13 protein-coding genes are annotated in these 14,345 nt (G+C 31.8%); all 13 read left to right on the top strand.

Going from position 1 to position 14,345, the window contains the following annotated elements; translation table 11 throughout:
- Nucleotides 1-105: 105 nt before the first annotated feature.
- The 13 genes from BM157_RS09295 (at nt 106) to BM157_RS09235 (ending at nt 14,343) form a co-directional block, all read left to right on the top strand.
- On the top strand, nt 106-1,119 hold the full coding sequence (locus tag BM157_RS09295) for a glycosyltransferase family 2 protein (protein WP_055176981.1): 1,014 nt from the start codon (nt 106-108) through the stop codon (nt 1,117-1,119).
- Between the two features lie 12 nt (nt 1,120-1,131).
- Complete coding sequence (locus BM157_RS09290) at nt 1,132-2,037, top strand: LicD family protein (protein WP_055176984.1); 906 nt, start codon at nt 1,132-1,134, stop codon at nt 2,035-2,037.
- A gap of 68 nt (nt 2,038-2,105) precedes the next feature.
- A complete protein-coding gene (locus tag BM157_RS09285; protein ID WP_055176987.1) occupies nt 2,106-3,455 on the top strand; it encodes a Gfo/Idh/MocA family oxidoreductase in 1,350 nt (449 codons plus the stop codon).
- Between the two features lie 14 nt (nt 3,456-3,469).
- On the top strand, nt 3,470-4,531 hold the full coding sequence (locus tag BM157_RS09280) for a pyridoxal phosphate-dependent aminotransferase (RefSeq protein ID WP_055176992.1): 1,062 nt from the start codon (nt 3,470-3,472) through the stop codon (nt 4,529-4,531).
- Nucleotides 4,532-4,552: 21 nt separating this feature from the next.
- Nucleotides 4,553-5,443 (top strand): LicD family protein, encoded by an 891-nt coding sequence (locus BM157_RS09275; RefSeq protein WP_055176995.1) that lies wholly within the window; start codon nt 4,553-4,555, stop codon nt 5,441-5,443.
- A gap of 7 nt (nt 5,444-5,450) precedes the next feature.
- Nucleotides 5,451-6,959, top strand: a complete 1,509-nt coding sequence (locus tag BM157_RS09270; RefSeq protein WP_055176998.1) for a CDP-glycerol glycerophosphotransferase family protein — start codon at nt 5,451-5,453, stop codon at nt 6,957-6,959.
- 1 nt (nt 6,960) lies between these two features.
- Nucleotides 6,961-7,866, top strand: a complete 906-nt coding sequence (locus BM157_RS09265; RefSeq protein ID WP_055177001.1) for a LicD family protein — start codon at nt 6,961-6,963, stop codon at nt 7,864-7,866.
- Nucleotides 7,867-7,898: 32 nt separating this feature from the next.
- The gene (locus BM157_RS09260) at nt 7,899-8,777 is read left to right on the top strand and encodes a LicD family protein (RefSeq protein ID WP_207643414.1); all 879 of its coding nucleotides are present in this window, start codon (nt 7,899-7,901) and stop codon (nt 8,775-8,777) included.
- Nucleotides 8,778-8,793: 16 nt separating this feature from the next.
- Nucleotides 8,794-9,510 (top strand): IspD/TarI family cytidylyltransferase, encoded by a 717-nt coding sequence (locus BM157_RS09255; RefSeq protein WP_055177004.1) that lies wholly within the window; start codon nt 8,794-8,796, stop codon nt 9,508-9,510.
- Nucleotides 9,511-9,513: 3 nt separating this feature from the next.
- Complete coding sequence (locus tag BM157_RS09250; RefSeq protein ID WP_090140834.1) at nt 9,514-10,554, top strand: NAD-dependent epimerase/dehydratase family protein; 1,041 nt, start codon at nt 9,514-9,516, stop codon at nt 10,552-10,554.
- Between the two features lie 29 nt (nt 10,555-10,583).
- Nucleotides 10,584-11,834, top strand: a complete 1,251-nt coding sequence (locus BM157_RS09245) for a glycosyltransferase (protein WP_090140831.1) — start codon at nt 10,584-10,586, stop codon at nt 11,832-11,834.
- Nucleotides 11,835-11,959: 125 nt separating this feature from the next.
- Nucleotides 11,960-13,087, top strand: a complete 1,128-nt coding sequence (locus BM157_RS09240) for a DegT/DnrJ/EryC1/StrS family aminotransferase (RefSeq protein ID WP_055177018.1) — start codon at nt 11,960-11,962, stop codon at nt 13,085-13,087.
- Between the two features lie 2 nt (nt 13,088-13,089).
- Entirely contained in the window at nt 13,090-14,343 is a 1,254-nt protein-coding gene (locus BM157_RS09235) for an ATP-grasp domain-containing protein (RefSeq protein WP_090140830.1), read from the top strand.
- Nucleotides 14,344-14,345: the final 2 nt, after the last annotated feature.

Below are 14,345 nucleotides of genomic sequence, written 5' to 3'. Positions count from 1 at the left end.
TAGAAATTAAGAGTGGTATGAGCACAATTAGCGACAAGATGGATGGTGCCTTGCTGGGTGTAAGGAATATTAACCATAAATATATTGTAGTAGAAATGAGGAAATATGAAAAAAGTAAGCGTGATTATTCCGTGCTATAATGCCGTAAAGTGGCTGCCTAAGTGCTTTATGTCACTTGTAGGACAGAGCATTGGAATCGATAATCTGGAATTGATATTTGTTAATGATGCCTCCACGGACGATGGACAGACGTGGAATATGCTTAATGAAATAGAAAAGGCATATCCGGAATCTATAATAATAATAGACCTTCCTCATAATAGAAGACAGGGCGGTGCAAGAAATGAAGGGTTAAAGTATGCTTCCGGTGAATATATAGCATTTGTTGATGCAGATGACTGGGTGGAAGCGGAATTATTTGAAAAGACATATTCCAGGGCGAAAGAGAAAGATGCTGATATAGTACAGTTTAATTATAATTATTATTTTGAAAATGTTGGCATTATTCCTAATAAGAATGAAGTGACTGATGAGTATTTTGAAATAAAGTCATCAGACGATAGAAAAAAGATGCTTGTTATGGAAAAATTCACATATGGATGCTGGAATAAGCTGTATAAAAGGTCAATGGTTATTGATGCCAATACAGCATTTGCAGAAAATGTTATATACGAAGAACCATTATTTGTGTATCCATTACTCTTTTATGCTAATAAATTGGTGAAAATGGCCGATAAATTATATATATATAGACAGAACAATAACGGAACTATGCGTAATGATATGAAGGAGAAAGAAACTTTATTTCAGCATAGCCAGGTTCAGTTAATGGTCTGGGAGTTTATGAAGAATACTTCATATTTTAAAGAATATTATGAGGAGATTAAGCTGTATTTTCTTCATACATATTTATATGAAATTCTTGATTTTGCAAAGCAGAGAGAAATAACAATAGATTATGAGCGATATGTTCCACTTGCTAAGAAAGCATTAAGCGAGGTTAAAGATATAACGAAGTCGCCATATAGTGCAATACTTGTTAAACAGATGGCATTATATAAGCTGATTGAGAGTGGACTTACTAGACAGCAGTATATTGGATATATTGATAAGATTTAAGAGGTAGCAAGGATGCTGGAGTTGGATGATAATTATTTCAAGGAAGAAGAAAGATGTGGGTTTAAGATTTCATCTATGATGAAGCGTGCGTGGGTTGTAGAGATGGAACTTGCCTGTGAATTATTGGATATATGTAATCAGTATGGACTTAGAATATATGCATCCTGGGGAACTCTTTTAGGAGCTGTAAGACATAAAGGGTTTATTCCCTGGGATGATGATATAGACTTTGATATGCCAAGAGAAGACTATATGAAGTTGCTGGATATATTTAAGAATAAGGATATTTATACTGATTTCTATGTAAGCAGTCTATATACAGAGGGAACGCATTGTCAGCCAAGCGCTGCGATTATGAATTATAATAAAGTGCCTCTGCCTCTGGAAATTCAAAATAAATTCTACAATTTTCCATATGTTGCAGGAATAGATATTAATCCGATGGATTATGTTCCGAGAGATAAAGAGTTTGCTGAAACACAGTTGCTTGTTTATGGAATTATATATGACGTTGCACAAAGATATGAAGAGCTGAGTAAAAATGGCGAATTAGAGTCAAGGTTAGTTAAGATAGAAGATATATGTAAAACTAAATTTATAAGAGATAATACATTAAAACAGCAGTTATGGAGAATGTCGGACAATATTGCAATGTTATCAAATAGGGAAGAGTCAGATTATTTATGTGAAATGGGTCGAAGAATTCGTGGACAGATGAATTATATTATGCCTCTTGAATGGTTTGATGAAACAGAATGGGTTCCATTTGAGTATATCAAAGTCCCAGTACCTAAAGGGTATGATGGTATATTGAGACTTAATTATGGTGAAGAATATATGAAACCAAGGAGAACGGGAGCGGCACATAGTTACCCATTTTATAAGAAACAGCAGGAATATTTGGAACAGCATACATAAATATAAGCTGTAAATTGTTGTGAGAATACATTTAGTTAATCTGAATGCATAATCATGGAGGATTATTAATGAAGAAAGTTATTACATATGGAACATATGATTTGTTCCATGAAGGACATTATAAATTGCTTGAAAGAGCTAAGGCATTAGGAGATTATCTTATAGTTGGTGTTACAACAGAACATTTTGATGAGTGGCGTGGAAAAATAAATGTAGTTGACCCTATTATGAAAAGAATAGAAAATGTCAAAAAGACTGGCTTTGCGGATATGATTATAGTTGAAGATCACGAAGGTCAGAAGATAGAGGACATTCAGAAATATGGTGTAGATATATTTACGGTTGGTTCAGACTGGGTAGGAACATTTGATTATTTAAAAGCATTCTGTGATGTTGTTTATTTGGATAGGACACCTAATATATCGTCAACAATGCTTAGAGGAAGCAATTATAAAATTACTAAAATGGGTATAGTAGGAACAGGGCGTATTGCAGAAAGATTTGTTGCCGAGGCAAGATATGCAAGTGGGCTTATTGTTACAAGTGCCTATAATCCGGATATAGAGAGCGTGAATAAATTCAAGAAAAAGTGTTCTGAATATGAAATTGCAATTGAAACAGAACAGTATGATAGATTTCTGGAAAATGTAGATGCTGTATATATAGCATCTACACACGAGACTCATTATGACTATGTAAAGAAAGCATTACTTGCACATAAACATGTTCTATGTGAAAAACCATTAGCGTTTACCAAGAAAGACAGTGAAGAGCTATATGATATTGCTTCTGATAACAATGTTGTACTTATGGAAGCTATAAAGGCGGCATATTGTCCAGGATTTCAGCAGCTGCTTAATGTTGTTCAAAGTGGAAAAATAGGAGAAATATGTGATGTGGAGGCCTGTTTTTCAAGAATTGCATCTGTTAATTCAAGAGAAAGGACAGATGCAAAGTATGGCGGAGCATTTCTTGAATATGGTGGTAATGCACTTATGCCAATAATAAAAATATTGGGCAAAGATTATAAATCAGTGTCTTTTGACAGTATTAATAATGAATTGGGTACAGATGATTATACAAAAATTCAGATAAGATATGAAAATGCTATGGCAACTGCAAAGGTTGGTATGGCGGTTAAATCAGAAGGACAGCTTATAGTTGCAGGAACAAAAGGCTATGTTATAGCACAGTCACCTTGGTGGCTTACAGAGAAATTCGATGTAAGGTATGAGGATGAAACAATAATAGACCATTATGAACCTAAATTTGTAGGCGATGGACTTAGATATGAAATAAGTGAGTTCGTTGCTAAGATAAGAGGAAATGGAGAAAAGTCATACAAGCTTACAGCTGGTGAATCTATTGCAATAACAGCAATAGTTGAAGAATTTGTTAAGAAAAAGAATATTATTTAAAGGTGGAAAAGTAAATGTATTATGTGAACCCCAATTTAGTTAATTTACATAGAATAGTTTATCAGAATAATAGAAAACAGTATTTAAGATTAGACTTAAATGAAAATCCAGGAGGACTTCCTCAGGAATTTATTGATGAAGTATTAAAAGATATTACACCAAAGTTTGTATCACAGTATCCAGAGACATTAGAGTTTGAAACATGCTTAGCTCAATTTTTAAATGTAAATAATGACAATATATGTCTTGTTAATGGCTCATCAGAAGGAATAAGACATATTATTGAAGCATTTTCAGCACCGGGAGGAAAAATAGTCGGTGTTGTTCCATCATATGCTATGTATCAGGTGTATGCACAGATGTATGGCAGAGAATTCATACAGGTTAAATATGATGATGATTTAACAATATCAGCAGACACGATAATAGATGCACTTAACGAGGATGTAGATTTATTAGTGCTGTTAAATCCTAACAATCCAGTGGGAAATGCATATAGTAATGAAGAATTTGAAAAGATACTTGAAGCAGCTAAGAAATATGAAATTACTATTTTAGTTGATGAAGCGTATATGTATTTTTATGATAACTCATTTATCCAATATGCGGTTAATAATCCACATATATTATTGACAAGAACATTTTCAAAGTTGTTCTCACTTGGAAGTTTAAGACTTGGATATGTTGTGGGCCAGCCACAGGAAGTAAAGATGATTGCTAATCTTTGCACGCCTCATAATACTAATGCATTTGCAATGAAATTTGCACAGGCAATAATAGAAAAAGATGGAATGTTAGATGATCTGATTGAGAAGCAGTTAACAGGAAAGAAATATATAATTGACCAGTTAGTGGCTAATGGATATAAGGTTAATGCTAAGGAGGGCAATTTTATATTTATAAAACCAAGAAATGTAGATGCTGATGAAATAGTGAATAAGATGAAAAATGAAAAGAAGATATTAATAAAATCTTATTCTGGTATTGGCTCACTTGGAAAATGCTTAAGAGTTACAACAGGTGAAAGACAGTATATGGAACAGTTCTTAGAAGCATTATTGGATATTGATAGATAATTTATTAGAAAAGAGAAGATTATGACTGAATTATTACTTGATGAGGCATTTTATAAAGCGGAGGTTCGAGCAGATTATTATGTGTCGGAAGAAATGAAACATATATGGGCAGTTGGACTCGATTTATGGCAGCAATTTGATTCAGTTTGCAGGAAACATAATTTAAAATATTATGCAGCATATGGAACATTACTCGGGGCTGTAAGACATAAAGGGTTTATACCTTGGGATGATGATATTGATTTATGTATGATGCGTGATGATTATGAGAAATTAAAATTAGTTGCAAAAGATGTGTTTAAAGAGCCTTATTATTTTCAGGACTGGTATAATTCCTGTGGCAGAACCTGGTGTTTTTCAAAGCTTAGGAACAGTAGTACTACAGCAATAGAATTTCCAGATAAGGGAAAAGAATTTAATCAGGGAATGTTTATAGATATTAATGCGTTAGATGAATTTGATGATGGTGTTAATACTGATAAAGTATTTAAGAAGGTTCAAAGAGAACTATTTGACTGCATAAACAATCCTATAAAAATGTTAAAAGGGGTGCTTGCTGGAGAAAAATTTACAATGGACACAGATACAGTCGTCCAATTATCAAATGATTATATAAGTGCAGAGCATATATTTGAGCAATTAACATTAGATAATTGGGGGCAGTCAGATATGGTTGGATATTATGTAGATGAAGTAAGAGACAATGACAGATATTTTTCCAAAGCAGCATTTAATGAAACAATTTATATGGATTTTGAAGGCTTTAAGATGCCAGTACCAGCAGGGTATGATGAGGTGCTAAAAAAATGGTATGGAGATTATATGACACCAAGACAGGGTGGTGGATGTCATAAAGGAGCATTGATAGATCCATTTAAACCATATACAGATTATTTAAAGAAGGAACAATAGGTATAATATGTTTAACCGGACTCAAAAAGATATTTTACAGCTGCTGAATACGCTGCTGAATTTTCAGAAAAGCATAATAAACATCAATACGAAAGAAGAATTGAATGAATGTCTTATCAAATGTCAGGAAGCAGCTATTAGTGTTGGAAATGAAATTGAAAAGAATGATTCAGATTTAAAGTATATTGTCAGTGAATTAGAGCAGTATTGTGAGATTATATATAGTATTTCACAGACAGACAGTTATGCTGAAATAGAAAAATATTTCAAGCTGATAAATGATATAGTTAATAGTGTTATTAAGCAGATTAAAGAAGTTAAGGTTAAATATAGAGTAGTGTTTCTTCCATATAAAGCAGATATGTGGGACAGCCTTGAAAGTATATGGGTTGAATTTGCAAAGGATAACAGATTCGACTGTAAGGTTGTTGCAATACCATATTTTGATGCAAATAGACAGACTGGGCAATGGGAGCCACGTTATGATGCACTTAGATTTCCAAAGAATGTACCGATAGTACCTTTTGAGGAATATAATCTTGGAGAAATGCAGCCGGATTTAGCGTTTATACATAATCCATTTGATAAATATAATCTTGTTACATCGGTTCATCCTGATTATTATACAGTGGAATTAAAGAAATATATAAAGCATTTAGTGTATGTTCCTTATTATGTTAATTCAGGTTTTATATCAGACCAATATAAGCAGCTGCCAGCATTATTAAGGTGTGACAGCATAGTTGTCCAATCAAAATCAGCTAAAAAATCGTGTGAGAAAGAAAGATTTTTTGATAAGGTAATAGCTTTAGGCTCACCCAAATTTGATAAATTAATTAATAGTAAAGATAAAGTCAGCGTGCCAGAAGAATGGATTCAAAAATCAGCAGATAAGAAAAAGATTATGTTGAATACAACTATAAGTGATTTGTTAGGATTTGAGGGCAATGATAAGTCTTTGATTAATAAATTAAGAAATTTATTTGATATAGTTTCACAAAGAAAGGATGTTGTTATTATATGGCGTCCACATCCATTGCTGGAAGCAACAATTAAATCACTAAGAGTAGAGCTGATAGAAGATTATAATGCATTAATAAATGAATTTATCAGTTGCGATTATGGAATATATGACAAAACAGGAGATGTATCCAATACAATAATATATTCAGATGCATATATAGGTTCTGATTACAGCTCCGTTATCAATATGTTTGAGGTATTAGGGAAACCTATTTATTTGTTAAATAGTAATATTATATATGATAATTCAAAAGGCAGTTTACCAGCAGATAAGGCATTTAGTAAGCCATCTGTATATGCGTATTTTGCAGCCAGAGAGTCAGAAGAATATGCAATTAATAATTTTTTGGATGATCTTGTAAATGATAATTTAGAAAATGTAACAGAGAAAGAAATTGTTGAGAGCAGGAACTTGGCAGAAAATTTAGATGGCACTTGTGGAGAGAAGATTTATAGATATTTTTCTGAAAAGCTCATTAAGGAGGAAATTTAGAATGGCAGTATTTCCAGATAGTTATTTTGAAACAGAAATTCGAGAAGGATTTGAAGTCCAGTCAATGATGAAGCGTGCGTGGGCAGGTCAAATAGAAGTTATGGAAGAGATACGCAAGGTTTGTGAAAGACATAATATAAAGTGGTTTGCAGATTATGGGACATTATTGGGGGCGGTAAGACATAAAGGATTTATACCCTGGGACGATGATATCGATATCGGAATGAAAAGAGATGACTTACAGAATTTTATTAAGTATGGAAAAGATGAACTGCCAGAGGAATATAAGATTTTATGTATGGATTTAGAACCAGAGTATGATTCATTAATCGTAAGGGTTGTTAATTCGACTACGATATCTGATGATGAAGCCAGAATGAAAAAATATCATGGTTGTCCATATGTATTGGGCATTGATATATTTCCACTTGATTATCTGTCAAGAGATAAGGAAGAAAGAGAACTTCATATAGAAGTTGTAAATATTATATTAGGAGCTATTGAAAATGTTGCATCTCCAGATATTTCTAAAGAAGATGTAGATGATTATATAAGACAGGTAGAGCAGTTAACAGGTACTGCAATAGATAGGACAGTTCCTCTTAAAATAGCATTACTTAGATTAGCGGAGAAATTATGCAGTATATATGGTCCGGAAGATGCAGATGAAGTTGCTGGAATATGGAGATTAATCTGGCAGAATAATTTTCATTTTCCTAAGGAATGGTTTGATGATTTGATTGAAATTCCGTTTGAAACAGTAACAGTGCCAGTACCTAGGGAATATGATAAAATTTTAAGAATTAAATTCGGAGATAATTATATGACTCCAATTAAGGAGATTACTCATAATTATCCATTTTATAAAGAACAGGATAAAATAATACAAGAAATGCGTGGTAATTAAAGTTTCCACAGATTAGAAAGAGGTAATTTATAATGAATACAATTGTAAAGTTATCAGATGAACAGCATAGAAATCTACAGTTAAACGAGCTTGAGTTAATTGTTGAAGTAGATAGAATATGTAGAAAATACAATATAGATTATTCTCTTGATGGAGGAACACTGTTAGGAGCGGTAAGACATAAAGGATTCGTTCCGTGGGATGAAGATGCAGATGTTATCTTTACAAGACATGAATACGCTAAATTTTACAGAGCTTGTAAAAAAGAATTAAAAAAGAATGAATTCTTTTTACAGGAATATAGGACAGACCCATATTATAGATGGGGCTATGCCAAATTAAGACATAAAGATACTGAATATGTAAGAAGTGGGCAGGAGCATTTAAAATATAAAACAGGAATATGCATAGATGTATTTGTTGTGGATAATGTACCTGATAATAAAATAGGTAGGAGTTTATTTTATATATACAATGTTTTGCTTAGAAAAATATTATATTCAGAAATAGGTAAGGATAAGGGGAATAATATATTACTTAGAAGTATATATAATCTTTTGTACAGAGTTCCTAGAAATGTAGTATTTAAGATGAGAAATGCAGTTGCATATAAATGTAACAAGAAAGATACAGAACTTGTAAGTCATTTACTTTATCCATATCCTAAAAAGGATTGTAAATATGGAATGCCAGCAGAATGTTTTTCAGAATATATAGAGCTGGAATTTGAAGGCATGAAGTTTAAAGCAATAAAAGATTATGATAGATATCTTACATTATTATATGGTGATTATATGACGCCACCACCTGAAAAAGACCGTAATAGTCTAAATGTTGCTGCATCAAAAATATTAACTAAAGAAATTACGTTACAGGAAATACAGGATAGATATAAAAAAGAAAATATATAACAAAAGGTGTGATAATATGGCAAATATTGCATTAATAATAGCAGGTGGTTCGGGTGTACGTATGCATCAGGACATACCTAAGCAGTTTCTTACAGTTAACGAAAAACCAGTAATAGTCTATACATTAGAAGCATTTCAAAATCACGCGGATATAGACAGTATAGCTGTAGTTTGTCTTGAAGGCTGGGAACAGGTATTAAGAGCGTATGCTAATCAGTTTAATATATCCAAATTGGAATATATTGTAAAAGGTGGAGATAATGGACAAGGTTCTATAAGAAATGGCGTATATGAACTTGCGCAGCATTTTAATAAAGATGATATAGTGCTTATTCACGATGCAATCAGACCGATGGTATCACAGGAGATTATATCAGACTGCATAGTTAAGACAAAGCAGTATGGTTGTGCTATAGCTACAATACCTTGTGCAGAAGCTATGTTAAGTACTGAAGATGGTAAAATTTCAACAGGAAGTTATCCGAGGGATAATCTAAAGAGAACACAGACACCACAAGGATTTTATCTTGGTGATATATGTGATTTACACAAGAGGGCGCTTGAAGCAGGAATAACTAATTCAATAGCTTCGTGTACGCTTAAGATAGAAATGGGTGAGCAGGTTTATTTTTCAGCAGGTTCTGAAAAGAATATAAAGTTAACGACAGTTGATGATATAGATATATTTAAAGCGTTGTTATTGGCAAAGAGATCTGACTGGTTAAAGGGATAACATATGAAGATATATAATAATGCTGTTTATATGGAAGATTTAAAAATTACCATAGGTATGACAGTAGGAATAGAACAGTTAAAAAACAAAAAGATATTGGTGACAGGTGCAACAGGGACTATTGGCTCATATATAGTGGATACAATACTGGCATATAGTCAGATATATAATGCTAATATATGCGTGTATGCTGCGTGCAGAAATAATGATAGATATAGTGAAAGATTCAGCCAGTGTCCATATAAAGTACATTATGTAGAATATGATATGTTAAAAGACATAAAATTCGATATGGATATTGACTATATAATACACGCAGCAGGTAATGCATATCCTACAGCTTTTACTAATAATCCAGTGGAAACAATAGTTGGTAATGTAAATAGCACATATAACATATTAGAGTATGCAAGAAAGCATAGCACGAGAAGGGTATTATACGTTTCTTCGGGTGAAGTATACGGGAATATAAGTGCTGATATAAATGGAGTTAAAGAAGAACAGCTTGGAAATGTAGATGTTCTTATGTCAAGATCATGTTATCCATTGAGTAAAAGAACGACAGAAAATCTCTGTGTTTCTTATAATAAAGAATATGGGACTGATGTGGTGATAGTAAGACCTTGTCATACGTACGGTCCAACTATTACAAAGAATGATAACAGGGCTAATGCCCAGTTTATAAGAAATGCTATGGAAGGAAAAAACATAGTATTAAAAAGTTCTGGTGAGCAGATGCGTTCATATTGCTATGTTGCAGATTGTGCTGCTGGTATATTAACAGCATTAATTAATGGTAAAAGCGCAGAGGCATATAATTGTTCTAATCCTGATAGTGTGCTGACTATAGCAGATTTTGCTAAAACAATAGCTCAAATAGCCGGTACAAAGGTTATAATGGAAAATCCAACTAATCGGGATATTGCTAATAGAAGTCCGATAAGAAACCAGATATTGAATGCAGAAAAGCTATGTAATCTTGGGTGGAAGCCGTCATATGGAATAGAAGAAGGAATTAGAAGTGTACTTAATATATTAAAATAATAAACACTTAATAATATTAGGAGAAGACTATGGAAAATAATGTAAAATTAACAATTTTATGTGTAGTATATAATCATAAAGATTATATTAGAAGAACAATAGAAAGCTTTTTAAACCAAAAAACTGAATACAAATATGAAATACTTATTCACGATGATGCTTCAACAGATGGGACTATAGATATTTTAAAAGAGTACGAAAAGAACTATCCTGATATTATTAAGGTGTTTTATGAGCAGAAAAATAAACATAGAGAGAAAATGCTTGGGGCTGAACTTTATAATATTGTAGAAAATTATGCAAAGGGGGATTATTTAGCCTGGTGTGAGGGTGACGATTATTGGATTGATAACTATAAAGTTCAATTGCAGCTTGACTATTTAGAAAATCACAAGGATTGTGTTATGACTGCACATAACGGAATATGTTATGATTGCAGAACAGGAGAAATGGAAGCTATAGATGGTTTCGATGAGGATAAAGATGTATCGATGCAGGAAATCCTTATTCATAAGAAAAATTGTTTCCCGACAGCATCTATGATTATGAAAAAAAATATGTTTATAATGGACAAGCCTTTTAAGGAATGTAGTATAGGAGATTGGACATTAATGATATATTGTGCGACAAAAGGGGAAATACATTATTTTAACAGGATTATGTCTGTATATAGATATATGACAGCAGGATCGTGGTCAAAAAAAATTAATGAATTAGAAAATTATATAACATTTTCTCTAGATATGGCACGTTTTTTTACTGAGTTAAATGTATATACCAAGAATGAATATAAAGAACAGGTAGATGGCATTATAAATGGATTCTATAAAGGGGCAGCTTTCTTTCTGCTAAATAATGAAATTAAGGATGAAGCTTTATCAGAATTGAAAGATAGAGTAAATGACAGATTACTATTTGATGTTGATATGTATTGGAATGAATTAATACAATATAAATATGAATATAAAAATGAAATTGAAAGAATGATACAGTATATAGAACAGCATAATCAGGTATATGTGATGGGAACAGGAGATGTGTCTGGGATTATAACAGAATTTCTGGATAAAAGAGGATTGAAATTTGATGGATATGTCATTTCAAATAATCAAAGCACTAATGGAGTATTTTGTGGTAAAAAGGTACTGCATTTACAAGATGTAAAAGGTAATAAAGATGATATAGGAGTGATAATTGCGATAAAGAAGAGATATCAGGAAGAAATAGAGAACTCCTTAAAAGATAATGGCTTTTCTGATTTTATATGGTCGATATTATAGAATAGGATAAGACCAGAAAGCACTTGTCAGATTTAGGTGCGAATAAGATGACGATGTTAATTAATGAAGCATTAGAGACTATGTAAATATTAGAAATGAATATTTAATAAATGGAGATGAAAATCATGGAAGATAAAATATTAGTAACCAGACCATCAATGCCACCATTTGAAGAATATGTAAATGAAATAAAATCATTATGGGATTCGCATTGGATTACAAATATGGGAACATATCATCAGCAGTTAGAAGAAAAATTAAAGAATTATCTTGAGGTACCGAGTTTATCATTAATGGTAAATGGACATATGGGTTTGGAACTTGCAATTCAAGCTTTTGATTTTCCCGAGGGTTCAGAAATTATAACAACTCCTTTTACATTTATATCTACAACACATGCAATCGTTAGGAACAGGTTAAAACCGGTATTTTGTGATATAAAACAAAGTGATGGAACAATAGATGAAACTAAAATAGAAGATTTAATTACAGAAAATACAGTGGCAATTCTTCCGGTACATGTATATGGAAATGTATGTAATGTAGATGAAATTCAAAGAATAGCAGACAAATATAATTTAAAAGTTATTTATGATGCAGCACACGCCTTTGGAATTAAGTACAATGGAAAAGGCATAGGCAATTATGGTGATGCCAGTATATTTAGCTTTCATGCAACTAAGGTTTTTAATACCATTGAAGGTGGTGCTGTTACATTTTCGGATGTAAAATTATATGATAAATTATATAATTTGAAAAATTTTGGTATACGTGGCGAGGAACTAGTAGTTTCAATAGGTGCTAATGCGAAAATGAATGAATTTTCAGCTATTATGGGGCTTTGTAATTTGAAACATATAGATGAAACGATAAAAGCCAGAGAGAAAAGATGTAGCTATTATAATGAAAAAATAAGTGAATTAAAAGATATTCACTTGTTTAATAAAATAGATAATGTAGTAACTAATTATGCTTACTATCCAATCATTGTAGATAATAAAACAGATGGTATATCAAGGGATGGGTTATACAAATATTTGCGCAGTAAAGAGATTTATTCAAGAAAATATTTTTATCCAATAACAGCTGATCAAGCTTGTTTTAAGAATAAATATAGAAATAATCAATTAGACAATGCTAGAGAACTATCTGATAAAATATTGGTTCTTCCATTTTATGAAGATATACAGAAGAGTGAAATGGATAGAGTAATTGATGGTATATATGAATATGTTAATATTGGGAGAGATTAATTTTGAATAATAATAAAAAGAAAGCTCTTGTTTTAGCCGGGGGATATGATCAAATTGCCTTAATTAATGAATTAAAACAAAAAAAATACTATATTATTCTTGCAGATTATTTGGATAATCCTCCAGCCAAAAAGGAAGCGGATTGTTTTATGCAAGTAAGTACTTTAGATGAACAAGCAATATATGATATTGCCAAGACAGAACAGGTTGATACTATTATTACTGCATGCACTGACCAGGCGTTACTAACGGTAGCCAATGTATCTGAAAAGCTGCATATGCCATTTTATTTGTCTAAAGCTTGTGCAGAAAGTGTAACTAATAAGTTTTATATGAAACAAAGGTTTGAAGAAAATAACATTCCAACAGCAATGTATAAATTATATGAAAACAAAATAGATAAAGAGGAATTTCAAAAGTTTAATGATTTTCCATATGTAGTGAAACCTTGTGATTGCAACAGCTCAAAGGGCGTTAAAAAAGTTGAGAATATAGAACAGTTAAAAGGTGCAGTCGATACAGCTTTTTCCCTAAGCAGAAGCAGCAAAATTGTAGTGGAAAAGTATTTAAGTGGGTATGAAATTTCAATAGATATATGGGTAAAAGAATATGAACCATTAATTTTAGATGTTACCAGAACTAATAAAATGAATGCAGGGACAGGGGCATTTACAATATATCAAAGCTTTTATTCAATAGATGACATTTCGTATGATTTACAACATCAGATATATGAAATATCAAAAAAAATAAGTAAAACATTTGATATAAAAGATGGACCAATGCTGGTTCAGGCTATTGTTCAGGATAATGATATATTCGTATTAGAATTCAGTGCCAGAATGGGAGGAGGTTCAAAATATAAACTTATAGAATATATTACAGATGTAGATATAATGAAATTGTATACAGATTTTGTTGTTGATAACATTAATTCGGATATTAAGTTATCAAATAAGAAAAAGTTATATGAAATGGATTATATATATGCTTATAATGGAGTGATTGAAAGAATTGATGGCTTTGAAAAAGCAAAGCAGGAAGATATTATAAAAGAGTTTTTTCAATATAAAGAAAAAAATTCTGAAATAAGACAGCGACTTGTAAGCAGCGATAGAGTTATGGGAGTGTTATTAGAAGCAGAGTCTGTTGAAGAAATATTAGAGAAAAGAAAAAAACTACTGGAAATGACCCAAATCATAGCTACTAATGGGAAAGACATAATGTATAGGGAATGTTTTGATATAAGAGGATAAGT

It is taken from the genome of [Lactobacillus] rogosae, from assembly GCA_900112995.1.
Classification (GTDB): domain Bacteria; phylum Bacillota; class Clostridia; order Lachnospirales; family Lachnospiraceae; genus Lachnospira; species Lachnospira rogosae.
This window is presented reverse-complemented; position numbering and strand designations above follow the sequence as displayed.

Coding starts and splice junctions, on each gene's coding strand:
- BM157_RS09295 (WP_055176981.1), top strand. CDS start 106: ATGAAAAAAGTAAGCGTGATTATTCCGTGCTATAATGCCGTAAAGTGG.
- BM157_RS09290 (WP_055176984.1), top strand. CDS start 1,132: ATGCTGGAGTTGGATGATAATTATTTCAAGGAAGAAGAAAGATGTGGG.
- BM157_RS09285 (WP_055176987.1), top strand. CDS start 2,106: ATGAAGAAAGTTATTACATATGGAACATATGATTTGTTCCATGAAGGA.
- BM157_RS09280 (WP_055176992.1), top strand. CDS start 3,470: ATGTATTATGTGAACCCCAATTTAGTTAATTTACATAGAATAGTTTAT.
- BM157_RS09275 (WP_055176995.1), top strand. CDS start 4,553: ATGACTGAATTATTACTTGATGAGGCATTTTATAAAGCGGAGGTTCGA.
- BM157_RS09270 (WP_055176998.1), top strand. CDS start 5,451: ATGTTTAACCGGACTCAAAAAGATATTTTACAGCTGCTGAATACGCTG.
- BM157_RS09265 (WP_055177001.1), top strand. CDS start 6,961: ATGGCAGTATTTCCAGATAGTTATTTTGAAACAGAAATTCGAGAAGGA.
- BM157_RS09260 (WP_207643414.1), top strand. CDS start 7,899: ATGAATACAATTGTAAAGTTATCAGATGAACAGCATAGAAATCTACAG.
- BM157_RS09255 (WP_055177004.1), top strand. CDS start 8,794: ATGGCAAATATTGCATTAATAATAGCAGGTGGTTCGGGTGTACGTATG.
- BM157_RS09250 (WP_090140834.1), top strand. CDS start 9,514: ATGAAGATATATAATAATGCTGTTTATATGGAAGATTTAAAAATTACC.
- BM157_RS09245 (WP_090140831.1), top strand. CDS start 10,584: ATGGAAAATAATGTAAAATTAACAATTTTATGTGTAGTATATAATCAT.
- BM157_RS09240 (WP_055177018.1), top strand. CDS start 11,960: ATGGAAGATAAAATATTAGTAACCAGACCATCAATGCCACCATTTGAA.